Genomic DNA, 24,036 nt, shown 5'->3' with positions numbered 1-24,036 from the left:
AATCAGCAGTGCCAGCCGCCCGAATATGAGATGTTTCTCAAAAGGTGCAGCAATTAAGGCCGCAGCCCGGCCAGAGGGTCAACCGCTTTTTGACCATTTGGTGTGATTTTGGCCTCTGGGCCTAGGGTCAAGCCCTATTTGTTTGGGGATAAGACCCGCCGCATCAGCACGGCGTCCACTGCGGGACCATCAGGGCGTGCATAATATCCGGGGCGATTCCCGCAAACAGAGAAGTCGCAATTGGCGTAGAGTTGGTGGGCCGGGGTGTTGTCAGCCGCCACTTCCAGAAACGCGGTTTCTGCGCCTTTCAAAACGGCCTGACCTTGCCACTCTGCCATCACTTCCTGCGCCAAACCCTGGCGCTGATATTCGGGATGGGTGGCAATGGTCAGCAGCTCAGCTTCGTCCACGATGACCCGAACCAGTGCGAAACAGCGGGAATCGCCAGTGGCAAAGGTCAGCGGGCTGTTCATCAAGTCGGCAAATTCATCTTCAGACCAGGGGCGCGACTGGGTAAAGGCAGCGGCATGGATGGCCGCCATTTCGGCAGGAGAAAAGAGCTCAGCCATCAATCAATGCAGGTGGAACATCGCGAGAGGGTGCAGCATCTGCGGCGCGCATGTATAGCGGGGCAGGTGGTTCGGTGACATCCTCATAGCGCTGCGCTGCTAGAAGAGCGATTGCCGCAGACAGCCCTGCAGGGCTTGCATCGGGCGCAAAGGTTAGCCCGGCACCGCGCGCGGCCTCAGCGGCCTCGGATGCAGGCATCAGACGCGGTGCTTGGTCCGGCAGGGTGGCATAGACTTGTTCTCGTGGCGCGGGGATTGCGGTCAAATAACCTTCAGTTTCGCGGGCTTCAAAACCATTCACACCCACGGCCGGGATATCTAGCCCTAGTGCCAGACCACGCGCGGCAGAAACTCCAATCCGGATACCGGTGAAATTTCCGGGCCCGACGCCGACCCCGATGGCAGTCAGCTCTTTCCAGGTAACACCACCCTCGGCTAGAATCTCCTCCAGCAGCACCATCAGCCGCTCGGCCTGACCGCGGTTCATCAGCTCCAGCCGTTCAACAACGATCTGGTCGCCCCGCAGCAAAGCGGCCGCGCAATGCGCGGCCGATGTGTCAAATCCCAGTACCAGTGGCTCAGACGGCAACGGGGCGGACCTCGGTCACTTCGGGGATGTAGTGGCGCAGCAGGTTCTCAATACCCATTTTCAGGGTGAGCGTGGACGAAGGGCAACCTGCGCAGGCGCCTTGCATGTGCAGGTAGACAACGCCGCGGTCAAAGCCGTGGAATGTGATGTCACCGCCATCCTGAGCCACCGCAGGGCGCACCCGGCTGTCCAGCAGTTCTTTGATCTGGTCGACGATCGCCCCGTCTTCACCGGTATGTTCTGCGTGACCCGAAGCAGGCGCCGCACCATCATCGGCCATCACCGGTTGGCCGGACTGATAATGTTCCATCACCGCGCCCAGAATAGCGGGCTTGATGTGATCCCATTCGACCCCTTCGACCTTGGTCACTGTAACAAAGTCGTTGCCAAAGAACACGCCCGCCACGCCGCTGACCGCAAAGATGCGCTCGGCCAGAGGCGACTTGCCTGCTGTATCCCGAGTAGGGAAGTCAGCGGTGCCAACTTCAAGCACGGTTTGACCCGGAAGAAATTTCAGCGTCGCCGGGTTGGGCGTGGATTCGGTCTGAATGAACATATCGGGTCTCCGTAAAGCTGTCACCGATATGCGCCCGACAGAGCCGCAAGTCAAGGTTTAGAACGATTCTAACTTGGAGTTTCCGGAAGCTAGGTAATGGCTTCCAGTTTTTCCTTGGACAGATCGCCCGGTACCACGGTGATCGGGATCGGTAAGCTGCCCGAGGAGCGGCTCAGCTGGCTCACCAAGGGTCCGGGCCCTTTGCGATCATTGCCCGCGCCCAATACCAGAACGCCGATTTCTGGGTTCTCTTCGATCTGGGCGATAATTTCTGGCACGGCGTCGCCTTCACGGATCACCAGATCCGGGTCTACCCCTTGCCGGTCGCGCATCCATTTGGCAAAGACTTCAAAGTGGGCATGGATCCGTTCGCGGGCCTCTTCACGCATCACCGCGCCGACGCCGATCCAGTGATTGAACTCATCTGGAGGGATGACCGACAGGATTTCGACGCCACCACCCGTGTGGGCCGCCCGCATCGCAGCAAACCGCATGGCGTTCAAACATTCGCGACTATCGTCCAGTACCACAAGAAATTTGCGCATTATCAGCCTCCATAATCCAGCTCAATCTGCCCGAGGGGCAGGGCTCTGTCCATCAGTTTTAATGTTTCTTCGCGCGACCTTGCTGGCATAAAGCGTCAAAACAATTGCCAAAACAAACAATCTGAACAGATGGGCTGCCGCGACAAAGCTGGGATCGGCCCCCAACGCAGCGCCCAGGATTATCATCGTTTCCAGGCCCCCAGGCGAGAACCCCAGTAGAACGTCCAATAGAGGGAGGCCCGACAAATAGGCCGCTGGCACCGCAAAGCTAACGGCCAGACCAGACGCCAATACAACGATGATTGCCCCGGCCAGCAAGCTTTCAAAGAGATTGCGCCAGTTCATACCACTAAAGCGGGTTCCAATCAGACTGCCCATCAAGATCAGGACTGCCGTGGCTAGCCAGTCGGGCACGGTGCCGGTGATCAGCCCCGTCAGGTGAAAACATGACCCGACCAGCAGGCCCGAAATGAGCGTCGGAGCGGGCAGCTTCAGAAAACTGAGAACAGGGGCCAGAACCAAGGCAATACAAACCTGTAGTCCAATCCCACCCCAGACAGTGGTCTCGGCCCCCATGGGCAGACCGACGCCTATTTCCAGGCCAGCCAGTTTTGCCGCCATGGGAACCAAAAGCGTCAGTGCAAGCAACCGGATCGAGGCAAGAACAACGGGGCGGCTAAGAGACAACGATAGACTGTCTGCTAATCCAACAACCAGGCTCAGGTGTCCTGGGGCAGACGCCAGAAAGGACTCGTCTTGACCAAATGGCAGCAAACGGGGGATCAGCCATCGGCCCGCCCAGGGGGTAATTATGGTCAAAATCGCCAGCAGGCCAAACGCCAGTGGCCAGCGGGACAATGCATCAAAACTCTCGGGTCCGACCAATGACCCGATACTGACCCCAATCAAAAGAAAGCCTGCATCACGCAGGCGCGGCGCGATCTCAGTCCGAAGCCCACATAATCCGGCGGCGGAAACGGCGATGGCTGGGCCCGCCAAAAGGGCCAATGGCAAGTTAATACCCAGTGCGACCAAGGCCCCAAACATGCCAACACACAAGGTCAGCAGGCTTGGGCGGAGGTCAGCCATGTGATTGGGCCCAGTCCCAATACATCTCGCGCACCTGCTTGGTGACAGGTCCCATCTGGTACTGGCAGTCGTCAAAGGCGGTAACTGGGGTCACTTTGCTCATGTTGCCTGACATGAAGACTTCGTCGGCTTCTTCGAAGTCCCCGTAGCCCAGGACCGTTTCATGTACAGTGATGCCCTCGGCCCGCAGGTTAGAAATATGCCGCGCGCGAGTGATTCCGCTCAGAAACGTGCCATTGGCCACCGGGGTAAAGACCTCGCCATCGCGGACCATGAATACATTCGAGGTTGCCGTTTCAGCGACGTTGCCCAGTGCATCCGTTGCCAGAGCGTTGGAAAACCCTTTGGCGTTGGCCTCGCGCAGCATCCGGGCGTTGTTGGGGTACAGGCAGCCGGCTTTGGCGTTGACGATTGAGCTATCCAACACCGGACGGCAGAACCGGGTGCGGGTCAGGGTGGCGCTGGCAGTAGCTGGTGCCATTGGGATTTCTTCAAGGCACAAAGCAAATCCGGTGCTCTCGGCCGAGGGCACAATGGCCGAACCGTCCCCATCAATTCCCCAGTACATTGGGCGGATATAGACGGCAGCGCCCTTGTCATACATCGCCAGACCTTCGCGCACGATGCTCAGCATGTCCTCGGTGCTGACGGTGGGTGTCAGCATCAACGCCTCGGCCGAGCGGTTGGTGCGGGCGCAGTGCAGGTCCAGATCCGGTGCCAAGCCGTCAAAGAACCGCGCGCCGTCAAACACCGAAGATCCCAACCAAGCACCATGATCCGCCGCCCGGATGATAGGTACGTCGCCCTCGTGCCAGCTGCCGTTGAAATAGGTGCGAATATTGCTGCCGGTTGCCATGGGGGTGCCTCAGGAAAAAGTGGAGTTTGGGGAAGCCTAGGAGGAGATGGGTCAACCGTCCAGACCTTTATTTGCGGGCAAACAGTAATTTTTCGGTGTTCAAAGTGGCTTGGCCACAGGGGCTTACTGGGGCAGAGTTTGTACCTGGGCGAAATGAGTGACTATACAGCGTCATAGGCTCTGATAGGGTTCAGCGAATATGCATTTCCCTTGAATGGCTTATCTCAGATGGAATCAATTTTTCCAGCCCTTGTGGCGATACTCTTTGCCCTGGTTCAGCCAGCAAATGCGGTCGACATACCCGGACACGACAGCCCCGCCTTTCAAACCGCCCTGCAGGACTGGCTGGATGGCAATGATATGGCGGCGTTGACGCAATTTTCCGAACTGGCGCGGCAAGACAACCGCGCTGCGCAGATATTTCTCGCACGGGTAGCATCCCAAGGTCATTTACACACACATGTCACAGGCGCTCTGCCACGGGCTGAACGCGTGGCGTTGCTGCGTCAGCCAGGTGGTTTGTCCGGGAAAAGCTGGTTGAAGGCCGCGCAGAATGATGTGCCGCTGGCAGTTGCTCTTCAGCAAGCTGGTCATTCGGGGGTCAAAGCAGATGCCCTGCAGGCTCTGCTTGATATGGGAGAAGTGTCAGAAGCCATTCGACAAATTCCGGGTCTGATTACACTGGGACACGCCGAGGAAGCCTTGCGAGTGTTAAAGGAGGCAGAGACTCTGCCGTCAGACGCATCCGTTCTGGTCGAATGGGCGTCTCAAGAAAGGCATCGGCAGCAGGCTGTTTATGGTTCGGCGCGCATGCCGCTGGAGTGGCGAATGCCCGAGGTGGAAAATGAAGTCGCGTCCAGATTGAGCTGGGCTCCAGTTCCACCGCGCTCGTTTTTTGAGGACCGGGCGCTAAGGGAAAGTGTTCTTACTAACGCCAGGCATGTTTCATCCTGGACGCCGCTGAGGAAACTCTGTGAGACGAAATGCAGACGATCAGTTGATCAGTGTACAGCGCTGGGCTCTACCTTATTGAACTTGGCGCCATATCACCCCTTCTCAAGCCCTGTGGAAAGTCTTGTGTCAAACACCGTTTACTGGTCCAGCGCTCGGATTGACGCGGATGTGTTGCGTCGACTACCTGACCTCACTCAATTTGAGTGGATGCGTGAATTTGATGCCTGTTTTGTTAACAAACTGACTTACCTGCAAGCACAGGTCCGCTAAGCACAAACTACACCCGCGCGCCAGGCGCAACCGGAACGGGCATCTGTGATGCCCAGTTTCCGGGCCGGAGCTCCTCGCTCTTATGCCGCAGGCCGCAACCCATGTGTCGCCAGTGCGGCAGTGGCCTCTTCTTGCCAGCAGGATTTTTGCGCGGCGTTGCTCTCTTTGCGCAGACCCATTGCCTTTAGCCCGTCAAGTTTTTGCGAGCTTTCGTCCCCGAAACTCGCTGCAACGCGAGGCCACCAGTAGTTGACCGCGTCCTGCAAGGCAGAGCCGGTGCCGTTTTTAGAAAGACGCGCCATACCCTTGTCGGCCAGCTCGGTGTGCGCAGCTTCAATGGGCGCAATGGCGCGGAAGGCCTCGGCCAGGGGCTGGTAAGAGACCTGACAGAGCTCTTCCAACTGTACCGCGGCGGCATGGCCCATCAGCAGGTTCATCACCACTGCGTCCGCCCAGCCCTGTAGCGGGTAGTTAAACACCGACAGGCGCATGTCGTGGTCGCTGCGGCGCTGGCCAATATCGGCGTCGCGGGGTAGGCGGGTGGTCCAGGGGTGGTGGCTCACATAGCGTTCGGTATCAGCACCAAATTCACCCATCAGCTCCAGAACCCGATTGGCGTTGGCGGTTTTCTCCATCACGATCTGCGCTGCCGCCATGCGGTCACGCACACCGGGGCCTGCGTTGATCATGTCCGAAAACCCAGCTGCTGCCGCCAACTCGCTGTCGATGAAAATCGCCATGATCTTCAGCAGCTCCGCGCGATAGCGCGCGGGCGTATTGTCCGGGCTGGTCAGAACGCCGCCAGCGGCTAGGTAGCTTTCAATGCTCATGTCGTCTGCCATGGTCGCGTCCTCCCTATTGATCGTAATCTACAACAACCGTGTCGGTCACCGGATAGGCCTGACAAGACAGCACATAGCCCTTTTCGACCTCGTAATCTTCCAGCGCGTGGTTGGCGGCCATTTCCACTTCGCCTTCGATCACCTTGCAGCGGCAGGTGGAACAAACCCCAGCCTTACAGGCAAAGGGCGCATCCATTGCGTTGCCCAATGCCGCGTCTAGGATCGACATATCCTTGCCCATTTCAATGGTGCGGGTGGAGCCATCCAGCGTGATCGCCGCCTTGGTCTGGTTGCCGCCGCTGGCCGCATCCGCAGCGCTAACCTTACGTTTGGCGCGACCGGGCTGCGAGCTGGCGAACAACTCGAATTTGATTTGGGCATCGTCCATGCCAGCAGTACGTAGGGCGGATGCAATGCCCAGCATCATTGGCTCGGGGCCGCAGATAAAGGCGGTATCGGTGTTTTCAATGTCGATCCAATGTTCAAACAGCTGGGCGCATTTTTCTTCGGTGACCAGACCGGTGAATAGGTCGATCTCTTGCGCGTCGCTCTCCAGAATATGGATCACGTTTAGGCGGCCCATATAGAGGTTCTTCAGATCCTCCAGCTCTTCGCGGAACATGATCGTGTTCACGCCTTTGTTGGCATAGACCAGCGTAAAGCGAGAGTTGGGCTCTGCCGTCAGTGTGGTTTTCAGGATCGACAGCACTGGGGTGACGCCCGATCCACCGGCAAAGCCAAGGTATTGTTTGTGCGATGCATCGTCGAGCGGCGTAAAGAAGCTGCCCATTGGGGGCATCGCTTGCAGCGTATCCCCCACCTTCAGCTCGGTATTGGCCCAGGTTGAAAAAGCGCCGCCATCAACGCGCTTGATACCCACCTGCAGGATCTCCTCATCCTTGCCCGCGCAGATCGAATAGGACCGGCGCAACTCTTCACCGTCAAAATCGCGGCGAAAGGTCAGGTATTGCCCTTGGGTGAAATCAAAATGCTCAGCCGCGCCATTGACGGGTTTTAGCGTCACCACGACAGCGTCGCGGATGGTCTTGTGGATGTCAGTAACAGTCAGGTCATGAAAGCGCGCCATGGGTGTCTCCTCAGATGCACTTGAAATAATCAAAAGGTTCAAGGCAGTCCTGGCAGCGCCAGTGGGCCTTGCACGGGGTCGAGCCAAACTGGCTGACCTTGGTGACGTTATTGCTGTGGCAGTTGGGGCAGCGCTCTGGCCCGCCTGCGGGTTGCGGTGGCGCGATGCCGTATTCTTCCAGCTTGGCGCGTCCCTTGTCGGACAGCCAGTCGGTGGTCCAGGCTGGGGAAAGCTGGCGTTTCAGCTCCAGCTTTTCGATGCCGTGGTCGCGCAAGGCAGTTTCGATGTCTAAGTTGATGATCGAGGTGGCTGGGCAGCCCGAATATGTGGGCGTCACGGCGACGGTCAGGGTGTCATCGTTCCATTTGATGTCACGAATGATGCCCAGATCAACCAGCGAGATCACTGGGATTTCCGGGTCTGGTACAGCTTCCAGCCACTCCCAGATCTGGGTCACACTTGGCTTTTCTTGCAGTTGGCTCATGTGATCTGCTTTCCAGTCGATATTGCCCGGACGATAGGCCGGGCAGCCCCCGACCTCCCCCACGGGAGGGGGCTTCACCCCCGCCCGAGGCCGGGGTTGCCCTTTGCTCTAATGTTCAGCCGCCTTACCAGTTAGACCCTGGATAGGCGCGTTGCAGCCATTGCATCTGCGTCAGCAAATGACCCAGATGTTCGGTGTGCATCTTACCAGTGCGACCACCCTTGTGGCCAAAGTCGCTGTCCGGAATGGTCAGCGTCGCATCGGCCAGAAGACGTGTGATCAGCGCATCATAGTCGTCGCGCAGGCTAGCTGGGTCCGGAGCAATCCCGGCGGCTACCATCTCGGCGTCGACCTCATCGGACTGGAACATCTCACCCACATAGGGCCATAGATAGTCCAGCGACTCTTGCATGCGGCGGTGGCTTTCTGCGGTGCCGTCACCCAGACCAACCACAGTGTCAGCCGAACGTTCCAGGTGATAGGCCACCTCTTTGCTGGCCTTTTCAGCAATGGCAGCCACCCGTTCATCTGACGACTTGATCAGATGCCCCAGCTGGATTGAATGCCAGGCATCAAACAGGAACTGGCGCATCAAAGTACGGCCAAAGTCACCATTCGGCACCTCGACTAGCAGTAGATTGCGGAAATCCCAGACATCGCGAAGGAAGGCGATGTCATCAGCGGATTTACCATCGCCCTGAACTTCACCAGCCAAGCCCAGCCAGAACTGGGTCTGACCGATCAGATCCAGCGCCGTGTTGGCCAGCGCGATGTCTTCTTCCAGCACCGGCGCATGGCCACACCATTCGCTGACCCGGTGGCCAAGGATCAGGGTGTTATCCCCCATCCGGAACAGGAACTGCAGGAATGCCTCGTCGCGAGTCATTACATTGCCCCCACTTCGTCAGGAATGTCGAAAAAGGTCGGGTGGCGGTAAACCTTGCTTTCGCTGGGTTCGTACAGCGGGCCTTTGTCGCTGGGGGATGAGGCGGCGATGTGGTTGGCTTCGACCACCCAGATCGACAGACCTTCGTTGCGGCGGGTGTAAACATCGCGTGCGTTCTTGATTGCCATTTCCGCATCCGGCGCGTGCAGGCTGCCGACGTGACGGTGGCTCATGCCGTGCTGACCGCGGATAAAGACTTCCCAAAGGGGCCATTCGTTTTTCATGAGATTACTCCTTTAGTGGAATACAGGTTGGCAAAATGCGCCAGGCTGGCATCTGTAACTGGTGCCCTCATCGACCAACGGATCATAGACGCCCCAGAGAGACGTTGGATCAAACGGGAACCCGTGAGACCCAAGCGCCGCAAATTCGTCTGGATTCCATCCGGATCCGGTTACGACAACAGCGAATACGGCGACTAGTGTCAGCGACATTATCAGGTGCTTGGACAAAGACCCTTGCACGGCAATCTCCTTATTCCGCTGCAATTGTACGGGCGGCTTTTTTCTTGGCGTGGGCCATCAATCCATCGCGCACCCAGGCGCCATCGTCCCAGGCCTTGTTACGGGCGGCGAGCCGGTCGACGTTGCAGGGGCCGTTGCCCTTGATCACGTCAAAGAATTCAGACCAGTCGGGGTCGGTGTAGTCATAGTGGCCACGCTCTTCGTTCCACTTGATGCCCGGATCTGGCAGGTCGAGGCCCAGGAATTCGATCTGCGGTACGGTCTGGTCAACGAACTTCTGGCGCAGCTCGTCGTTGGTGTTCATCTTGATCTTCCAGGCCATCGACTGCTCGGAATGCACCGACTCTTTGTCGGACGGGCCAAACATCATCAGCGCCGGGAACCACAGGCGGTTCACAGAATCCTGCGCCATTTTCTTTTGCGCAGGCGTGCCCTCGGCCATCTTGCGGATCGCGTCAAACCCCTGACGTGCGTGAAAGCTCTCTTCCTTGCAGACCCGGACCATGGCACGGGCATAGGGACCAAACGAAGTTCGCTGTAGCGGCACCTGATTGATTATTGCTGCGCCGTCGACTAGCCAGCCAACCGCGCCGATGTCCGACCAGTTCAGAGTGGGGTAGTTGAAGATCGACGAGTACTTCATACGGCCATCCAGCAGCATCTCGGTCATTTCATCCCGCGACACACCCAAAGTTTCCGCCGCACAGTACAGGTACAGCCCGTGGCCAGCCTCGTCTTGCACCTTGGCGAGCAAGATCGCCTTGCGCTCCAGCGTCGGGGCGCGGGTGATCCAGTTGCCTTCGGGCAGCTGACCCACGATTTCGCTGTGCGCATGCTGGCCGATCTGGCGGATCAGCGTCTTGCGATAGGCCGCAGGCATCCAGTCCTTGGGTTCGATCTTTTCGCCCGCATCAATCCGCGCCTGAAAAGCGGAGAGCTTTTCGGGGTCGTCTTGGGCGGCTTCGGATTTTACCATCTGTGCATACATCGTCAGATCTCCCTTACACGCGTTCCAGGATCAGAGCGGTGCCCTGTCCAACGCCAACGCACATGGTACACAGCGCATAGCGCCCGCCGGTACGTTGCAACTGATAAGCAGCGGTCAGCACCAGCCGAGCGCCAGACATCCCCAGCGGGTGGCCAATCGCAATGGCACCGCCGTTGGGGTTAACATGGGGTGCGTCATCGGCCAGGCCAAGTTCCCGCAGTGTTGCCAGCCCTTGCGATGCAAAGGCCTCGTTTAATTCTATCACATCCATCTGCTCGATGCTTAACCCAGTGCGGGCCAGCACCTTGCGGGTGGCAGGTACAGGACCAATCCCCATCACACGGGGTTCAACCCCGGCAGCGGCCATGCCAACAATCCGCGCCATCGGCTTTAACCCGTTCTTGGCTGCTGCAACCTCGTTCGCCATCAGGATAGCCGCAGCACCGTCGTTGACGCCGGACGCATTGCCCGCAGTCACAGTTAGGCCGGGTCCGTTTACACCGCGAAGCTTGGCCAATTTGTCAGCGCCAGTACCGGGGCGGGGGTGTTCATCTGTGTCGACGACAATCGGGTCACCCTTACGCTGTGGCACGGATACCGGAGTGATCTCGTCGCCAAACACGCCAGCCTCGTGCGCAGCGGCCCAGCGGGCCTGTGACCGCGCGGCAAAGGCATCCTGGTCTTCGCGGTTGATGTTGTAGTCTTCGGCGACATTGTCAGCCGTCTGAGGCATCGAGTCGGTGCCGTACATCTGCTCCATCTTCTTGTTCACGAACCGCCAGCCGATGGTGGTGTCATACACCGCGTTGCTGCGGCCAAAGGCGGCGGTCTGCTTGGGCATCACAAAGGGCGCGCGGCTCATGCTTTCGACACCGCCGGCAATGGCCATGTCATAGTCGCCCGCACGGATGCCGCGAGACGCCATGCCAACCGCATCCATGCCGCTGGCACAAAGCCGGTTGATGGTGGTGCCGGGCACATCCGTTGGCAGGCCTGCCAACAGTGCTGCCATACGGGCCACGTTGCGATTGCTTTCGCCGGCTTGGTTGGCATCGCCATAGATCACATCATCAATGCTGGCCCAGTCTACCTGCGGGTTGCGCGCCTTAAGGGCGGCAATTGGGGCGGCTGCCAGATCGTCAGTACGGACCGAGGACAGCGCCCCGCCATAGCGGCCAATTGGGGTCCGGGTTGCGTCGCAGATGAATGCATCCATGGGGGTCGCGTCTCCTATTGCGGCAATTAATAAGCCGACCGTTGGGTCGGTGATAAGAAATAATACGATTCGCGGCAAGGAAAATGTAACAAAAAGTTGCCATCTTCACATTTTGTGTAACGCATTGCCGCATTCAGGTGAGATCATAGACCTTGCGGGTTGCGTCTTCGTTTGTCTCGTAAGTGCGAAATCCAACAGACTCATAATAGGCCAAACCGCCGGTATTGTAGTTCTGGATCGTTGCATCGATGTATTTTAGATTGGCTTTCAAGGCTGCACTGCGCGTCGCGGTGAACAGCTTGCCGCCAATGCCTTGGCGGATTGCCTCCGGGTGAATATGGGTGCCAATGATGCCCCAGCCTGGTGTCACACCATATTGGTTCCCCTCAACTGCCATCAGAAGGGCCTGAAAACCCAAAATTACCCCCTCTGGGTCAGTCGCCACGCTGCATTCAATCCCGTTTGGGTTTTCGATGTAGTTGCTAAGGGCAAAATCGACATCACTTGGTGAAACGCGAAGTCCAGCGGCCGTTAAGGCAGTCAGGACGCGGCTTATACCCGTTGCATCTGTGGGCAGGGAGGGTCTGATAATCATGTTGTTCACCTGTTCTGAGGGGGCTGTGGTTCAACTAGCAATACTTCGTTGCAATAGCGCTGATCTTCAATCTCGAAATGGGTCTGGCCAATTATGGAAAACCCCTGCTTTGCATAGAAACGCAGAGCGGGGTGGTTTTCAGAGTTGGTCGCTAACCATGGCACGCCCCAACCCAATTCTTGGCTCAGCTCCAGCCCTGCCTTCAGCAGCTCTTGCCCAATGCCTTTGCCGTGATGCCGGGGCTGTACGTATAGCGTTGTGATCTCAGTAGTGGACGGATGTTCAGCCGGGCAGGGCTGATCACGGGTGACACGAATGTACCCCGCGATACCTTTGGAACCCTTCCAAACAAGGATCCGCTCGTTTGGGTTCTCCAGCGCCTTGGAAAACTGATCCACCGTGTAATGCGCCAGCACATAATCTGCGAAAAAGGCATTCACGCCCTCGCGGATATAGGTTCCCAGCCAAACCTCGATCGAAAGCGCGGCGAGGCTGGAGCAGTCGGAGGGGCGGGCAGGTCGTAAAGGCATATGGCAGAGCTCAGCAATTCGTGGATTTCAACAAACGCAGGCTAGGGTTGATCGTTTGAAAAAGCGAGACGTAGCTAACCAGAAGCGTCGAGTCTGACCTTGGGGAGGTGCAACGCGCCTTCCCATGGGGGAAGGTCAGGCGCGGCCCGGCAGAGCCGGGCACTATGAATAAGATGACAGATGTCGAAAGGAACGCACATTGCACCGCTCCTCATTTTCCTTCACATGTTCAGCAGATGGGACGCGCCGGGGGAGGGCCGATATGAACATTCTCTACATTATGTTTGACCAGTTGCGGTTCGACTACCTTAGCTGTGCCGGTCATCCGCACCTGAAGACCCCGCATATCGATGCGCTGGCCGACAAGGGTGTCCGCTTTACCCGCGCCTATGTGCAGTCCCCCACCTGCGGTTCGTCCCGGATGAGCAGTTATACCGGGCGCTACCCCTCCAGCCACGGGGTGCAGTTCAACAGCTACCCGCTGCGGGTGGGCGAATGGACCATGGGCGACCATCTGCGCAAAGCAGGGATGAGCTGCCACTTGATCGGCAAGACCCACATGGTTGCCGACGCCGAAGGCATGGGCCGCCTGGGTCTGGCTCCAGACAGCGAGATCGGTGTGCGCCAAAGCGAATGTGGCTTTGACCCTTGGGTGCGCGATGATGGTCTCTGGGCCGAGGGGCCGGATGGGTTCTACGACGCAAAACGCAGCCCTTATAACGAATACCTCAAGGAAAAGGGTTACCCCGGCGACAACCCTTGGAACGACTTTGCCAATGCCGGCATCGAGGGCAACGACATCGCCTCGGGTTGGTTCATGGTCAACGCCGACAAACCCGCCAATATCGCCGAGGAAGACAGCGAAACGCCGTGGTTGACCACCAAAGCCATCGAGTTTATCGAGCAGGCCACTGAGAGCGGGGATGGGCCATGGTGCGCGCACCTTAGCTACATCAAACCTCACTGGCCCTATATCGTGCCTGCGCCCTATCACAATATGTACGGCCCGGAACATGTGCTGCCTGTCGTGCGTTCAGAGGACGAGGGCGAGGATGCACACCCTGTGTTCCACGGCATGATGAACAACCAGATCGGCAAGACCTTTAGCCGTGACGAGGTCCGCGACAAGGTGATCCCCGCCTATATGGGGTTGATCAAACAGGCCGACGACCAAATGGGCCGCCTGTTTGCTTATCTCGAAGAAACGGGGCGGATGCAGGACACCATGGTGGTGGTCACATCTGACCACGGCGATTATCTGGGCGACCACTGGCTGGGTGAAAAGAACCTGTTTCACGAACCGTCGATCAAGGTGCCGCTGATCATCTATGACCCGCGAACGCAGGCTGACGCCACCCGCGGCACCACCTGCGATGCGCTGGTCGAGGCGATTGATCTGGCCCCTACATTCCTTGATCTGGCGGGCGGCGAACCCGCGTCCCATATCCTCGAAGGGCGGTCGCTAACGCCTTGGCTGCACGGCGAAGCACCAGACTGGCGCGATTATGCCATTGCTGAGTTCGACTATTCCACCATGCCGCTGAGTGAAAAGCTGGGGTTGGAACCCCGCGACGCGCGCCTGTTCATGGTGACCGACAAGCGTTGGAAGTTCATGCATGCCGAGGGCGGGTTGCGGCCGATGCTATTTGACATGGAAAATGATCCCAGCGAGCTGGTGGATCTGGCCAAGGGCGACGCGCATCAAGAGGTGATCGACCTGATGTATGACCGCCTGCTGGACTGGGGCCTGCGCATGTCGCAGCGCATCACCCTGTCAGATGCACAAATCAAAGCCGGGCGCGGAAAATCTGGTCGCAAGGGTATTTTGCTGGGTGTTTACGAAGCTGACGATGTCAGTGCCGAGGTAACAGTGAAGTACCGTGGCGCCGTGCCTCAGAACGATTAAACACAAACAGGAATTTCAATGCGCAATTTCTATGCTTTTGCTGCCATCGCGGGTACTCTTATCCCATGGTATTTCTTCGGCTCCTTTATCGCCGCAAACGGCCTCAATCTGATTGCCTTTATCCAGGCGCCCTTTGTCAACGGCGTGGCGGCGGGGTTTTCGTCTGATATTTTGATCTCAATTTCGGTGTTCTGGATCTGGAGCTTTATGGATGCCCGCCAAAAGAACCTGCGCCATTGGTGGCTTGTATTGCCGTCTGCCTCCTTTGTCGGCCTTTCGCTGGCCTTGCCACTCTATCTGTGGATGCGAGAGGATACCTGAGCCGAGAGGAGGCAGAGCCCTGCTAGGGGGCGATCACCTCTAGGATTTCGTCAATGAGCTGCCCCCCGTAAGGGCTGTCGAGCATCTCTTGCCCATGTGCCCCACCGGGGTAGACAATCAACCGCTTGGGCTCGCTCGCCTTGGCAAAGCTGGCATGGGTGCGACTGGCGAAAAAGTCCTGTTCTGACACCACAAACAGCTTGGGCACATCAGCCACTTCTGACGCATCCCCCTGCGAGGTGCCCAGTAGAATGATGTTGTCGATCTGCGCCCCGCCATCGCGCCGCAACGCCTGCATGGCTGCTCCGCCTCCAATGCTGGCCCCGATCAGGGTAATCTGCTCCGCGCCGTCCTGATGCAGGAATTCGACAGCGGCCAATACATCTTCTGACGAAGCAAAGACCAGCGACACCGCCGACACACTGTGCCCCTGCAACAGTTCGGCCAGCGGGATCCAGCTTTCGGCGGACCAACCCGACTGATGGATCAGCACGGCTGCTTTGTTACCAGCGGCGGGGAAATGGAGGGCAGGTCGTTCCAGCACCTCGCGTATGGTCAGGGTAATCCTCTCCTGCGCTACGGCGGGTACCGCGCCGCCTAGGATCGCTGCGCCAATGCAAATGGCTCTCCAAAAACTGTACACCGTCTACCCTCACTTCTTTTCCAAGGCACCGTAGTGGCCTGTTTGATGTTCTGTCCATTGTGCCCTTGACGCTAACCAGGTTGCGTCAGACCGAACCGTCGCGCTGTTGTATTGACCCGGCTGGTCGCTTACTCTGGCGCAAACACAACAGGGCAGACAGATGGCCGGGCAGACAGAGCAGCTCTTGAACGCAATCCTTGACGACATCGACGCCGGGCGGATTAACCCGGGCGATGTGTTGGACGAGGCTGGCTTGGTTAGCCGCCACGGCGTGTCGCGCACCCCGGTACGTGAGGTGTTTATCCAGCTCGAAGCCACCGGTTTGATCCAGCGCTTGCCACGCAAGGGGGCAGTCCTGTTCAAGCCAACGCTTGAGGAATTCCTGGCCATACTAGAGGTGCATGCCCAGCTTGAAGGGCAGGCGGCGGGACTGGCAGCGCGCCGTTTGTCACCTGCCCAAACCAAAGCGTTGGAGGCGGCGGTTGTGGCCTGCGAAACCCACGCTGCGGAAAAGGTCGATAGCGACCCCAATGGCTATTATCAGCTCAACCTGCGTTTTCACGAGGCGGTGGCGCTGGGTGCGGGCAATCCGTTTTTGGTCGAGATGATCAAGACCAATGCGCGCAAGCTGATGGCCTATTACCGGGCGCGCTATCGCTATCCCGGATCAATCGCACAATCAGCCAAAGAGCACCGCGAGATTGCCGAGTTGATCTATGCCCACGACCAAGAGGGCGCTCAGGCCGCAATGCGCAGGCATGTGCAGTTTGATCAGGTCACGGTGATGGACCTTTTGGCTGCGCTGGGGTGATCCGGGACTTATTCCGGCGCTTGTTCAAAGAACTGCGCGATGCTTTCGGCAAAAGCCTGTTGGTCCGATTGGTCCTGTAGGCTGCTCTGGGCGGTGGCATAGGCTTCGGCGCCCAAGGTTTCACGCATTTCTTCTGTCAGCGCGCAAATGAAGTCATGACTCATTTCCGGATGATGTTGAGTTGTGTACACATGCCGTCCGACATAGAAACCTGTTATCACCCCGTCCTGTTCTGCGATCTGCCGGGCCTCAAGGGGAAGCTTTGACACGCACTCAATATGTGACCCATAAAGCTTAACCTCGTTCGGCAATTCCTGCGCCCAATCCGGGCGGACTGTCATCCGATTGCGGGTTAGTCCATGCACCCATCCGTTGGGCGTATGGTCCATGTCCCCACCGAGGGCCAAGGCAATGGCCTGGTGGCCAAAACAGGCCCCAAACAGCGGCTGTTGTCGGCTGTTCATATCTCGGATCATATCCAGCAATGGCGGGATCCAGGGGTAATCGCCACGAACCGAGGCCGGGCTGCCGGTGATCATGGCGCCATCAAACTGGCTGATGTCTTGGGGGAACTCTCTGTCTTTCACTGAAAACACCGAGGTCTCCCAATTGGGGCGCACCATTTGGATCAGGTCGGTGAATTTCTCGCCATCTTTGGGGTGACGGTTCGCAAACGCGCTAGAATCAGTGTTGGTCATCATAATAGCCAAGTGCATGGATAGGCTCACAAGTTTTTCATTTACATATTTATGGATCTCATTAATATACATAACGCAAGTAGCTTTGGAAAGGCCGATCATGACCCTCTGGACGCCAACTGATGACGGTTACGCCGATCTCAGCAGCCACGATGCTTTTGCCAATGGCGCGCCGCATAATACCTTTGCGCGGCTGCGCCGTGACGATCCACTGCACTGGACCGAATATGCCGATGGCGAGAATTACTGGTCGGTGACGCGCCACGCCGACATCGCGGCGATGAACAAGAACACATCGGTGTTCTCATCTGCGCGGGGTATCCGCATGGAAGACCAGAGCTATGAAGAATACATGGCGCGGCGCACTTTTCAGGAAACCGACCCTCCCGAGCATAGCAAAACCCGCATGAAGCTGCTCAAGGCCTTCTCAAAAACCTCGATGGCGCAATACGAGCAGGAAATCCGCGACCTTTGCGCCGAGATCCTTGATCCGGCCCTTGAGATGGGCAGCTTTGATGCGGTTAAAGAGATCGCCCGCCAGCTTCCGATGCGGATGCTGGGCCGCGTGGTTGGCCTGCCACAAGAAGACCTGCCTTGGCTGGTGGAGAAAGGCGATGCGCTGATCGCAAATACCGATCCGGACTTCACCACCCATGTGCTGGACAAGATGCAGACGGACGAATTCCGCATGATGCCCTTCAACTCCCCAGCCGGGGCTGAGCTGTACATCTACGCCAGGGATCTGATGGCCAAGAAAGAGGCCGCGGGGGATACATCCGGCATTCTGAACATGATCCTTGAACCGGCCAAGGATGGTTCGGTGATATCACAAACCGAGTTCCGCAATTTCTTTTGCCTTGTTGTGGCCGCAGGCAATGACACCACCCGTTATTCCATCGCGGCCGGGCTTCAGGCCCTGTGCCATCAGCCGGAACTGCTGGAGCAGATGCGGGCCGGAGGCGACATTTGGGACACCGCAGCGGATGAAATCATCCGCTGGGCCACGCCCGCATTGTACTTCCGCCGTACCGCGACGCAGGATTTTGACATGCATGGCAAAACCATCCGCGAGGGCGACAAGGTGCTGTACTGGTGGTCCTCGGCCAACCGGGATGAAACCGTGTTTGAGGACCCGTTTCGCGTTGACCTGATGCGGACCCCCAACCGGCACTTGTCGTTTGGCCAAGGTGGTCCGCATGTCTGCCTGGGCATGTGGTTGGCGCGGTTGGAAGTGACAGTGCTGTTCCAAGAGCTGGCCAAGCGGATCACCAAGATTGAGGCGAATGGCGAACAGCAGTTCCTGCGGTCTAATTTTGTCGGTGGCATAAAATCGCTGCCGGTACGGGTGACACGTGCTTGAACCTGCAACGAGTTTAGCCCGGACGATAGGCCGGGCCGTGCCTGACCTTCTCCCCGGGAAGGCGCTTCACACCTCCCCAAGGTCAGTCTCGACCCATGGCGCATTTGTCCTAACCTGCCAACCTGTTCTAAAGCCCAACCTGATCCAACCCGGAGAGATATGACATGAAAACCCGCCTACGCGCTTTGTTCTGCGATCATCTCAGCATTATGCGGGGGAAATACCTGCCTCATGGTAAGATTGGCGATGACAGCACCCGGTTCTGCCGCTCGGTGTTTGGCACCCATTACGATCGCGACCTGCTCGATGCGCCGGGATCGATGGTCAAACAAGGCCTGCCGGATATGGAACTCCGTTGGCGCCATGACGATATCCGCGACAGCTGGCATGCCTCGACCCAGATTGTGTTGGGGGATCTTTATGATGATGCTGGTGAGAAACTACCGCTGTGCCCACGCGGCACACTGAAACGGGCGGTGGCAGACTGGCAAAAACACGGGCTCACCCCCAAGGTCGGGATTGAGCTCGAGGCCTTTGCTATGCAGGCTGACGATAACGGGCGGTTGGTGCCCTATGACGCGCCCGGTGGTGTGGTTTATGGCACAGGCCCCTTTGCGGATCCGCTGCGGTTCAATGACCGGATCTGGGCGATGGCGGATGAGATGGGCTTTTCGTTGGAAATGATCACCGCTGAGTTCGACAGCCCTCAGTTCGAATACGTTCTGACCTTTGGTGATGCGGTCAAGGCAGTGGACGACATCGTGCTGTTCCGCCTGATGGCGCGCGAGATTGCGCTGGAATACGGCATCGTGCTGACATTCATGCCCAAGCCCATTCCCGAGGCTGGTGGGTCTGGAATGCATGTCAATTTCTCCTTTGCGGATGCTGCTGGCGGCAATGCGCTGTCATCTGGGCCACGCGGTGGGCCGGAGCATATGAATGATCTGGCGCGCGGTTGCCTGGGTGGGATGATCCACCATCACAAAGGCCTGGCCGGGCTGATTGCCCCAACCGCCAACAGCTATATGCGGCTGCAACCGGGATCATTGTCGGGCTACTGGCAAAATTGGGGCGGCGACCATCGCAACGTTACCACCCGCATCAGTTCCGAAGGCGGCGCCAAGGCGCGGCTTGAGCACCGAATGGCGGATGCCTCGGCGAATCCCTATACCGCCACAGCAGCAGTATTGCAGGCGGCACGGCTGGGGTTTGAAAACGGCTATGAGCTACCGCCTATTGAAACCGGCGATGGCTTTGACCGCACTGACGCGCGCGAGGGTACTGCAATTGACCTCAAAGGCGCGGTGGCAGATCTACAGCGCGACACGGTTTTGGCCGAAGCCGTAGGGCCCGAACTGGTCGCCAACCACGTATTCATGAAGCAAAAAGAAGTGCGCAAAACCCGCGACCTTGAAGGCGATGGTATGCGCGACTTCTATGTCCACTTTGTTTAAGGAGTAAGGCACTTGAAAGTGACCTGGAAGTTGCCCGACGGCTCGGGTGTTGAGGCAACAATCGACTATGGCCAAAACCTGATGGAAGCCGCAGTTGCCAATAATGTACAAGGCGTGATCGGCGAATGCGGCGGCAGCCTCAGCTGTGCCACCTGCCATGTCTATGTGGACGACACTTGGGCTGGTAAAGCCGGTGAGGTGGGCGATTTTGAAGATGCTATGCTGGACATGGCAGATGGCGACCGCCAGTCCAACAGCCGCCTAAGTTGCCAGATCGAGGCCCATCCAGATCTGGATGGGTTGGTGCTGGTTGTTCCTGCCAGCTAGCTATAGCCCTTCTAAGCGAATACTTTATTGAAAATGCGCACATGAACTCCTCACTGACACGTCTCGCCTTTATGGCGGGTGCTCTGTATTTCTGCTGCATGGCTGCGGCTCATTTCTTTGGCCTGAAATACCCGCTGCTGTTTGTCTATTACGACACACCGTTTTATGGCTATCAGGACAAGATTATCAGCTTTGCGGTGCTGGCCTATGTGGCGCTGTTCTATCAGGCCGGGCGCAACCGCGAGTCAGTGCTTGCGGCACTTGTTGTGATGGGGCTGACGATCCTTGGGTTGGTTTCAGTGAATATGTCAGATGCCTTGGCCGAGGTGCTGGCACCTGGCCAAACCACCACACCCTATTGGATACAGGTTGCACTCTTTGCAGCTTACTGGCTTGTCCTTGCCGGGCTGTGGCGCCGGGATGGGGCCAGCAGTTAAATTCAGCGCTGCCTTAGCATCACACGCGGTCGCGCCGCGCCAGCGGCGCCACCAAAAACGCGGGCCCGAAGCAATGCTTCGGGCCCGCTATGGTATCCGGTGGCAATCGGCCGTGCGACCGATTGCGGTTGTGCCTGATTGAAATCTAGCTGGCGGCCGTTAGGCCCGCATCAAGCGCGCCCAAAATGGTGGTCACGTCTCCCTCGGTCAGGATCAGAGGCGGCGACAAGATGATGTTGGGGCCAGAGACCCGCACCATAGCGCCGCTTTGATAGGCCACTTCTTGAACAGTACCGATGGTCTTTTTTTCGATTGCCGCTTTGGCGGCACGGTCAGACACCAGCTCCATCGCGCACATCAATCCGTGTCCACCGCGGACATCGCCGATCAGGTCATGTTTGTCCTGAAGGGCCAATAGACCTTGATGCAGCTGAGTGCCCCGCGCGGCTGCATTTTCCGGCACGTTCAAACGTAGGGTTTCTTCCATGCAGGCGAGCGCAGCCGCAGCCCCGACGGGGTGCCCCGAGTAAGTATAGCCATGGCCAATCGCCGCTTTGCCGGTGGTGTCGGCCTCAAATGTCTCGGTCAGGTGATCCGCAATCATCACTGCGCCGAATGGGAAATACCCATTGGTGATCGCCTTGGCGGTGCACATGAAATCGGGCTGCACGCCCCAGTGGCGCGACCCGCTCCACGATCCTGTGCGGCCAAAGGCGGTGATCACCTCGTCGGCGATTAACAAGATACCATTACGGTCACAGATCTCGCGCACGCCGGGCATGAAACTGTGGTGTGGTGGAATCACTCCGCCAGCGCCCAGGATTGGTTCCATAATGAATGCGGCAATGGTGCCCGCGCCTTGAAAGGCGATCTCATCCTCGATGGCCTGCAGACAGAGCTGCGCCAGCCGTTCAGGATCACTCTCGTTGAAGGGATTTCGATAGGTATAGGGCGCTGGGAGCTGGAAGCAGCCCGGCAACAGCGGTTCGTATTGGGTGCGGAAATTGGCATTACCATTGACCGAAGCGCCGCCCATATGGGTGCCGTGATAGCCTTTCTTCAAGCTCAGGAACTTGGTGCGCCCGGCTTCGCCACGGATCTTGTGATACTGGCGCGCCAGTCGCAGCGCGGTTTCCACCGAATCCGATCCGCCCGAGGTAAAGAACGCACGGGTCAGGCCATCGGGGGCAAAGAAATCGCGCAAAACCTCGGCCAGCTGGATCACCTGATCATTGGTGGTGCCGCGAAAGGTGGAATAATAGGGCAGCACGTCCAGCTGTGCGGCGATGGCATCCTTGATCGGCTGACAGGAAAAGCCAAGGTTCACGTTCCACAGCCCACCAACCGCATCCACCACCTCGTGGCCGTCGACGTCGGTGATCTTTACCCCCTGCGCACCTGTAATGATTGCTGGCGGATTGGCCAGGCTGTCACCGGGATGTGCCATTGGGTGCCACATCGACTTGGCATTGTGTTCCTTGAGGAAGTTCGAATCTTTCATTTGTCAGCTCCTGAAAGCAGTCGGGCCGGGCAGGGCCGGTCAACGGGGGGAAGGCGGCTCATGTCACGGGCTCGTGCACATAAGACGAGGGGGCAGATCCGCCGATGCGGTGGGTAAGGGTCTGTCCTGCCCGCAACAGTGCGGCGGGGATCAGCTGTTTCTGTTCATCGCTCATCCGCGACACTGGGGCGGCCACAGCAAGCGCACCAATCACCTGGCGGTCGGGGCCAAATATTGGCACCGCATGTGAATGAACGTCAGCCTCAAACCCGCCAATCGACTGGGCAACGCCCGAGGCATGCACATCGGATATCTGCCCGCGAATGGCATCGCCATCGGTGACAGTTGCGGGTGTGTGACTGTGTAAAGGCTGCGATAAGACCTCTTGCACAAAGCTGTCCTCGGCATAAGCGAGAATCGCAAGCCCCGAGGCGGTGCCGTGATAGGTCAGCACCTCGGCGTCCTCCATCATCACCTTGGCGGCGTGGCGGGGCGAGTAGGCATGGCTGAGCGAGTTCAACTGGCTGTCTTGCACCAGCGACAAGTGGGTGGTTTCCCCGGTCTCGTCGCTCAGATCCCGCAGCACCCGGCGCGATACCGACAAGATTGGAACCGCAGCTTCCCGCAGCGCGGCCAGCCGCAAAACCTGCGGCCCAAGACGGTAGGCGCGGTCGTTTCCAGCCTGTTCAACGAATCCTGTTTCCTGCAATTCAGCCATCATCCGATACACGGTCGCCTTGTTCATACCGGACAGGCGCGTCATATCGCTCAGCCCGATTTCGGTCCGGCCGTGGTTGAAAAATGTCAACAATGACAGGGCTTTGGATACTGTTCCCATGTCTTTGTCGGGGCCTCCGTTCTTGGGTCATTTACTGGCTCAATCGGAAAAAGATGAGCCGTTGATGCAATTTTGTTGACAGATTAGCGGCGGGCCGTCAATCTAAATTCAAACCAACGGTTCAAATAATGAACCAAACAGTAACGATTGATAAGAATGTATCTGGGAGGATCACATGGCACTAAGCAATCTGTTCAAGGGCGCAATGGCGACGGCAGCACTGGCACTCAGCGTTGGGGCGGCCCAAGCGGAATATCCGGAAAAGCCGGTGAACTTTATCGTGCCGTGGCCTCCCGGTGATCTTGAAGACGTGCTGACACGGATGATCGCCGATGACTTCCAGCAGGAATACGGCGTTGCAGCTGCGGTGGTGAACAAACCCGGCGGCGGCGGTGGCCCATTCCCCGGAGCGATCGAGGTCGCCAATGCGCCAGCAGATGGCTACACCGTGGGATCCTTTGTGATCGGCGTGCCGGTTGTTGGTCACCAGATCGACATCCCACCACTGACCCCGGCCAAGTTTGACCCGCTTGGGATCTTCCTGACCTATCCGTTTGTCATCGCCACCAGCGCTGACGCGCCATATTCCTCGATGGCGGAACTGGCCGAGCATGCCAAATCCAACGACGTGGCATTGGGCCACTTTGGTGACGTGCTGACCCCAACCCAGGTGACCAAGGCCTTTGCGGTGAACGCCGGGTTTAGCTGGGGATCTGACGCCGCCTTTGACGCGCTGGACTGCAACACGCTGGCCTCGGGTGATGCCGATGTCATCAACACCACGCTGCAGCTGATCCTGCCCTGCTTGGATCAAGTAAAGGTTCTGGTGTCGATCACCGACGAGCGTATTGCACTGGTGCCAGACGCCCCCACCATTGGTGAGCTGGACGCAAGCCTGAACATCGCCTTGTGGAATGGTCTGTTTGTAACCAAAGACACCCCGCAGGACGTCCGCGACAAGATCATCGCGGTTGCCAGCAAAACCATGATGAGCGACCGGGCTCAGGCCGTTGCCAAGGAAACCGGTGCGCTGGTCTACTGGCAGGGGGCTGACGACTCGGCTGCCCGTGTGGCCACCGACATCGACACGGTCGCCCGCATTGGCGAGTTGCTCCAGTAATCAGCGACAGGGCCAGAGGTGTATCTTCTGGCCCGTCTGC

General features: G+C 58.2%; 29 protein-coding genes. 9 read left to right on the top strand and 20 right to left on the bottom strand.

Features of this window, described 5'->3' with window-relative positions; genetic code table 11:
• Positions 1-134 precede the first annotated feature (134 nt).
• From AC2T28_RS00800 to AC2T28_RS00775, 6 genes are all read right to left on the bottom strand, one after another.
• On the bottom strand, positions 135-569 hold the full coding sequence (locus tag AC2T28_RS00800; RefSeq protein WP_486747039.1) for a GNAT family N-acetyltransferase: 435 nt from the start codon (positions 567-569) through the stop codon (positions 135-137).
• Complete coding sequence (tsaB, locus tag AC2T28_RS00795) at positions 562-1,158, bottom strand: tRNA (adenosine(37)-N6)-threonylcarbamoyltransferase complex dimerization subunit type 1 TsaB (protein ID WP_486747038.1); 597 nt, start codon at positions 1,156-1,158, stop codon at positions 562-564. Before tsaB ends, AC2T28_RS00800 begins: the two co-directional genes overlap by 8 nt.
• Entirely contained in the window at positions 1,148-1,714 is a 567-nt protein-coding gene (locus AC2T28_RS00790) for a NifU family protein (RefSeq protein WP_486747037.1), read from the bottom strand. The genes tsaB and AC2T28_RS00790 overlap by 11 nt, the downstream gene beginning before the upstream one ends.
• A gap of 89 nt (positions 1,715-1,803) precedes the next feature.
• Positions 1,804-2,259, bottom strand: coding sequence for a universal stress protein (locus AC2T28_RS00785; protein WP_486747036.1), 456 nt, complete (start codon positions 2,257-2,259; stop codon positions 1,804-1,806).
• A gap of 21 nt (positions 2,260-2,280) precedes the next feature.
• Positions 2,281-3,348 carry an AbrB family transcriptional regulator gene (locus tag AC2T28_RS00780; protein ID WP_486747035.1) on the bottom strand — a complete coding sequence of 356 codons (1,068 nt, stop codon included), beginning with the start codon at positions 3,346-3,348 and terminating at the stop codon, positions 2,281-2,283.
• The gene (locus tag AC2T28_RS00775; RefSeq protein ID WP_486747034.1) at positions 3,341-4,204 is read right to left on the bottom strand and encodes a branched-chain amino acid aminotransferase; all 864 of its coding nucleotides are present in this window, start codon (positions 4,202-4,204) and stop codon (positions 3,341-3,343) included. The genes AC2T28_RS00780 and AC2T28_RS00775 overlap by 8 nt, the downstream gene beginning before the upstream one ends.
• Positions 4,205-4,432: 228 nt before the next feature.
• Here AC2T28_RS00775 and AC2T28_RS00770 point away from each other — a divergent pair, with 228 nt between their 5' ends.
• A complete protein-coding gene (locus tag AC2T28_RS00770) occupies positions 4,433-5,428 on the top strand; it encodes a hypothetical protein (RefSeq protein WP_486747033.1) in 996 nt (331 codons plus the stop codon).
• An 80-nt stretch (positions 5,429-5,508) separates the two neighbouring features.
• Here AC2T28_RS00770 and AC2T28_RS00765 read toward each other — a convergent pair whose 3' ends face one another.
• The 10 genes from AC2T28_RS00765 to AC2T28_RS00720 all read right to left on the bottom strand — a co-directional run bounded on the left by AC2T28_RS00765 (position 5,509) and on the right by AC2T28_RS00720 (position 12,580).
• Positions 5,509-6,270: a Phenylacetic acid catabolic protein gene (locus AC2T28_RS00765; RefSeq protein ID WP_486747032.1), complete on the bottom strand. Its 762-nt coding sequence runs from the start codon at positions 6,268-6,270 to the stop codon at positions 5,509-5,511.
• Between the two features lie 13 nt (positions 6,271-6,283).
• Positions 6,284-7,357 (bottom strand): 2Fe-2S iron-sulfur cluster-binding protein, encoded by a 1,074-nt coding sequence (locus AC2T28_RS00760; RefSeq protein ID WP_486747031.1) that lies wholly within the window; start codon positions 7,355-7,357, stop codon positions 6,284-6,286.
• 10 nt (positions 7,358-7,367) lie between these two features.
• Positions 7,368-7,841, bottom strand: coding sequence for a 1,2-phenylacetyl-CoA epoxidase subunit PaaD (gene paaD, locus AC2T28_RS00755; RefSeq protein ID WP_486747030.1), 474 nt, complete (start codon positions 7,839-7,841; stop codon positions 7,368-7,370).
• A gap of 124 nt (positions 7,842-7,965) precedes the next feature.
• Entirely contained in the window at positions 7,966-8,727 is a 762-nt protein-coding gene (gene paaC / locus AC2T28_RS00750) for a 1,2-phenylacetyl-CoA epoxidase subunit PaaC (protein ID WP_486747029.1), read from the bottom strand.
• Positions 8,727-9,011, bottom strand: coding sequence for a 1,2-phenylacetyl-CoA epoxidase subunit PaaB (paaB, locus tag AC2T28_RS00745; RefSeq protein WP_138161472.1), 285 nt, complete (start codon positions 9,009-9,011; stop codon positions 8,727-8,729). Before paaB ends, paaC begins: the two co-directional genes overlap by 1 nt.
• Positions 9,012-9,023: 12 nt before the next feature.
• On the bottom strand, positions 9,024-9,221 hold the full coding sequence (locus AC2T28_RS00740) for a hypothetical protein (protein ID WP_486747028.1): 198 nt from the start codon (positions 9,219-9,221) through the stop codon (positions 9,024-9,026).
• Positions 9,222-9,261: 40 nt separating this feature from the next.
• Positions 9,262-10,239 (bottom strand): 1,2-phenylacetyl-CoA epoxidase subunit PaaA, encoded by a 978-nt coding sequence (gene paaA, locus AC2T28_RS00735; RefSeq protein ID WP_486747027.1) that lies wholly within the window; start codon positions 10,237-10,239, stop codon positions 9,262-9,264.
• Positions 10,240-10,252: 13 nt separating this feature from the next.
• Entirely contained in the window at positions 10,253-11,455 is a 1,203-nt protein-coding gene (gene pcaF / locus AC2T28_RS00730) for a 3-oxoadipyl-CoA thiolase (protein ID WP_486747026.1), read from the bottom strand.
• A 133-nt stretch (positions 11,456-11,588) separates the two neighbouring features.
• The gene (locus AC2T28_RS00725; protein ID WP_486747025.1) at positions 11,589-12,050 is read right to left on the bottom strand and encodes a GNAT family N-acetyltransferase; all 462 of its coding nucleotides are present in this window, start codon (positions 12,048-12,050) and stop codon (positions 11,589-11,591) included.
• Positions 12,051-12,055: 5 nt separating this feature from the next.
• Complete coding sequence (locus tag AC2T28_RS00720; RefSeq protein WP_486747024.1) at positions 12,056-12,580, bottom strand: GNAT family N-acetyltransferase; 525 nt, start codon at positions 12,578-12,580, stop codon at positions 12,056-12,058.
• A 262-nt stretch (positions 12,581-12,842) separates the two neighbouring features.
• Here AC2T28_RS00720 and AC2T28_RS00715 point away from each other — a divergent pair, with 262 nt between their 5' ends.
• Together AC2T28_RS00715 and AC2T28_RS00710 are read left to right on the top strand one after the other, a co-directional pair.
• Positions 12,843-14,486 carry a sulfatase-like hydrolase/transferase gene (locus AC2T28_RS00715; protein WP_486747023.1) on the top strand — a complete coding sequence of 548 codons (1,644 nt, stop codon included), beginning with the start codon at positions 12,843-12,845 and terminating at the stop codon, positions 14,484-14,486.
• Between the two features lie 18 nt (positions 14,487-14,504).
• Positions 14,505-14,807, top strand: coding sequence for a DUF2834 domain-containing protein (locus AC2T28_RS00710; RefSeq protein ID WP_486747022.1), 303 nt, complete (start codon positions 14,505-14,507; stop codon positions 14,805-14,807).
• A 22-nt stretch (positions 14,808-14,829) separates the two neighbouring features.
• Here the strand turns inward: AC2T28_RS00710 and AC2T28_RS00705 are convergent, their stop codons facing one another.
• Complete coding sequence (locus AC2T28_RS00705; RefSeq protein WP_486747021.1) at positions 14,830-15,450, bottom strand: alpha/beta hydrolase; 621 nt, start codon at positions 15,448-15,450, stop codon at positions 14,830-14,832.
• A 160-nt stretch (positions 15,451-15,610) separates the two neighbouring features.
• On the opposite strand from AC2T28_RS00705, the gene AC2T28_RS00700 reads away from it, so the two are divergent.
• The gene (locus tag AC2T28_RS00700) at positions 15,611-16,261 is read left to right on the top strand and encodes a GntR family transcriptional regulator (RefSeq protein WP_486747020.1); all 651 of its coding nucleotides are present in this window, start codon (positions 15,611-15,613) and stop codon (positions 16,259-16,261) included.
• Between the two features lie 8 nt (positions 16,262-16,269).
• Here the strand turns inward: AC2T28_RS00700 and AC2T28_RS00695 are convergent, their stop codons facing one another.
• A complete protein-coding gene (locus AC2T28_RS00695; protein WP_486747019.1) occupies positions 16,270-16,959 on the bottom strand; it encodes a type 1 glutamine amidotransferase in 690 nt (229 codons plus the stop codon).
• Positions 16,960-17,059: 100 nt separating this feature from the next.
• Here AC2T28_RS00695 and AC2T28_RS00690 point away from each other — a divergent pair, with 100 nt between their 5' ends.
• The 4 genes from AC2T28_RS00690 to AC2T28_RS00675 all read left to right on the top strand — a co-directional run bounded on the left by AC2T28_RS00690 (position 17,060) and on the right by AC2T28_RS00675 (position 20,537).
• On the top strand, positions 17,060-18,319 hold the full coding sequence (locus AC2T28_RS00690; RefSeq protein ID WP_486747018.1) for a cytochrome P450: 1,260 nt from the start codon (positions 17,060-17,062) through the stop codon (positions 18,317-18,319).
• A 164-nt stretch (positions 18,320-18,483) separates the two neighbouring features.
• Complete coding sequence (locus AC2T28_RS00685) at positions 18,484-19,773, top strand: type I glutamate--ammonia ligase (RefSeq protein ID WP_486747017.1); 1,290 nt, start codon at positions 18,484-18,486, stop codon at positions 19,771-19,773.
• An 18-nt stretch (positions 19,774-19,791) separates the two neighbouring features.
• A complete protein-coding gene (locus AC2T28_RS00680; protein WP_486747995.1) occupies positions 19,792-20,100 on the top strand; it encodes a 2Fe-2S iron-sulfur cluster-binding protein in 309 nt (102 codons plus the stop codon).
• A gap of 41 nt (positions 20,101-20,141) precedes the next feature.
• Positions 20,142-20,537 carry a hypothetical protein gene (locus AC2T28_RS00675; protein WP_486747016.1) on the top strand — a complete coding sequence of 132 codons (396 nt, stop codon included), beginning with the start codon at positions 20,142-20,144 and terminating at the stop codon, positions 20,535-20,537.
• A gap of 145 nt (positions 20,538-20,682) precedes the next feature.
• Here the strand turns inward: AC2T28_RS00675 and AC2T28_RS00670 are convergent, their stop codons facing one another.
• Both AC2T28_RS00670 and AC2T28_RS00665 read right to left on the bottom strand, forming a co-directional pair.
• On the bottom strand, positions 20,683-22,038 hold the full coding sequence (locus AC2T28_RS00670) for an aminotransferase class III-fold pyridoxal phosphate-dependent enzyme (RefSeq protein ID WP_486747015.1): 1,356 nt from the start codon (positions 22,036-22,038) through the stop codon (positions 20,683-20,685).
• Positions 22,039-22,096: 58 nt separating this feature from the next.
• The gene (locus AC2T28_RS00665) at positions 22,097-22,876 is read right to left on the bottom strand and encodes an IclR family transcriptional regulator (RefSeq protein WP_486747014.1); all 780 of its coding nucleotides are present in this window, start codon (positions 22,874-22,876) and stop codon (positions 22,097-22,099) included.
• Positions 22,877-23,051: 175 nt separating this feature from the next.
• Between AC2T28_RS00665 and AC2T28_RS00660 the strand changes: the two genes are divergently transcribed.
• The gene (locus tag AC2T28_RS00660) at positions 23,052-23,996 is read left to right on the top strand and encodes a tripartite tricarboxylate transporter substrate-binding protein (RefSeq protein WP_486747013.1); all 945 of its coding nucleotides are present in this window, start codon (positions 23,052-23,054) and stop codon (positions 23,994-23,996) included.
• Positions 23,997-24,036: the final 40 nt, after the last annotated feature.

The sequence above is a fragment of the Parasedimentitalea nitratireducens genome (assembly GCF_057444295.1).
The sequence above is the reverse complement of the archived record's forward strand: the minus strand, read 5'-3'. Positions and strand labels throughout refer to the sequence as shown.

What these genes read in the sequence shown, in the direction of transcription:
- AC2T28_RS00800 (WP_486747039.1), bottom strand. Translation starts at nt 569, where the DNA reads ATGGCTGAGCTCTTTTCTCCTGCCGAAATGGCGGCCATCCATGCCGCT.
- AC2T28_RS00790 (WP_486747037.1), bottom strand. Translation starts at nt 1,714, where the DNA reads ATGTTCATTCAGACCGAATCCACGCCCAACCCGGCGACGCTGAAATTT.
- AC2T28_RS00785 (WP_486747036.1), bottom strand. Translation starts at nt 2,259, where the DNA reads ATGCGCAAATTTCTTGTGGTACTGGACGATAGTCGCGAATGTTTGAAC.
- AC2T28_RS00780 (WP_486747035.1), bottom strand. Translation starts at nt 3,348, where the DNA reads ATGGCTGACCTCCGCCCAAGCCTGCTGACCTTGTGTGTTGGCATGTTT.
- AC2T28_RS00775 (WP_486747034.1), bottom strand. Translation starts at nt 4,204, where the DNA reads ATGGCAACCGGCAGCAATATTCGCACCTATTTCAACGGCAGCTGGCAC.
- AC2T28_RS00770 (WP_486747033.1), top strand. Translation starts at nt 4,433, where the DNA reads ATGGAATCAATTTTTCCAGCCCTTGTGGCGATACTCTTTGCCCTGGTT.
- AC2T28_RS00765 (WP_486747032.1), bottom strand. Translation starts at nt 6,270, where the DNA reads ATGGCAGACGACATGAGCATTGAAAGCTACCTAGCCGCTGGCGGCGTT.
- AC2T28_RS00760 (WP_486747031.1), bottom strand. Translation starts at nt 7,357, where the DNA reads ATGGCGCGCTTTCATGACCTGACTGTTACTGACATCCACAAGACCATC.
- paaD (WP_486747030.1), bottom strand. Translation starts at nt 7,841, where the DNA reads ATGAGCCAACTGCAAGAAAAGCCAAGTGTGACCCAGATCTGGGAGTGG.
- paaC (WP_486747029.1), bottom strand. Translation starts at nt 8,727, where the DNA reads ATGACTCGCGACGAGGCATTCCTGCAGTTCCTGTTCCGGATGGGGGAT.
- paaB (WP_138161472.1), bottom strand. Translation starts at nt 9,011, where the DNA reads ATGAAAAACGAATGGCCCCTTTGGGAAGTCTTTATCCGCGGTCAGCAC.
- AC2T28_RS00740 (WP_486747028.1), bottom strand. Translation starts at nt 9,221, where the DNA reads ATGTCGCTGACACTAGTCGCCGTATTCGCTGTTGTCGTAACCGGATCC.
- paaA (WP_486747027.1), bottom strand. Translation starts at nt 10,239, where the DNA reads ATGTATGCACAGATGGTAAAATCCGAAGCCGCCCAAGACGACCCCGAA.
- pcaF (WP_486747026.1), bottom strand. Translation starts at nt 11,455, where the DNA reads ATGGATGCATTCATCTGCGACGCAACCCGGACCCCAATTGGCCGCTAT.
- AC2T28_RS00725 (WP_486747025.1), bottom strand. Translation starts at nt 12,050, where the DNA reads ATGATTATCAGACCCTCCCTGCCCACAGATGCAACGGGTATAAGCCGC.
- AC2T28_RS00720 (WP_486747024.1), bottom strand. Translation starts at nt 12,580, where the DNA reads ATGCCTTTACGACCTGCCCGCCCCTCCGACTGCTCCAGCCTCGCCGCG.
- AC2T28_RS00715 (WP_486747023.1), top strand. Translation starts at nt 12,843, where the DNA reads ATGAACATTCTCTACATTATGTTTGACCAGTTGCGGTTCGACTACCTT.
- AC2T28_RS00710 (WP_486747022.1), top strand. Translation starts at nt 14,505, where the DNA reads ATGCGCAATTTCTATGCTTTTGCTGCCATCGCGGGTACTCTTATCCCA.
- AC2T28_RS00700 (WP_486747020.1), top strand. Translation starts at nt 15,611, where the DNA reads ATGGCCGGGCAGACAGAGCAGCTCTTGAACGCAATCCTTGACGACATC.
- AC2T28_RS00695 (WP_486747019.1), bottom strand. Translation starts at nt 16,959, where the DNA reads ATGACCAACACTGATTCTAGCGCGTTTGCGAACCGTCACCCCAAAGAT.
- AC2T28_RS00690 (WP_486747018.1), top strand. Translation starts at nt 17,060, where the DNA reads ATGACCCTCTGGACGCCAACTGATGACGGTTACGCCGATCTCAGCAGC.
- AC2T28_RS00685 (WP_486747017.1), top strand. Translation starts at nt 18,484, where the DNA reads ATGAAAACCCGCCTACGCGCTTTGTTCTGCGATCATCTCAGCATTATG.
- AC2T28_RS00675 (WP_486747016.1), top strand. Translation starts at nt 20,142, where the DNA reads ATGAACTCCTCACTGACACGTCTCGCCTTTATGGCGGGTGCTCTGTAT.
- AC2T28_RS00670 (WP_486747015.1), bottom strand. Translation starts at nt 22,038, where the DNA reads ATGAAAGATTCGAACTTCCTCAAGGAACACAATGCCAAGTCGATGTGG.
- AC2T28_RS00665 (WP_486747014.1), bottom strand. Translation starts at nt 22,876, where the DNA reads ATGGGAACAGTATCCAAAGCCCTGTCATTGTTGACATTTTTCAACCAC.
- AC2T28_RS00660 (WP_486747013.1), top strand. Translation starts at nt 23,052, where the DNA reads ATGGCACTAAGCAATCTGTTCAAGGGCGCAATGGCGACGGCAGCACTG.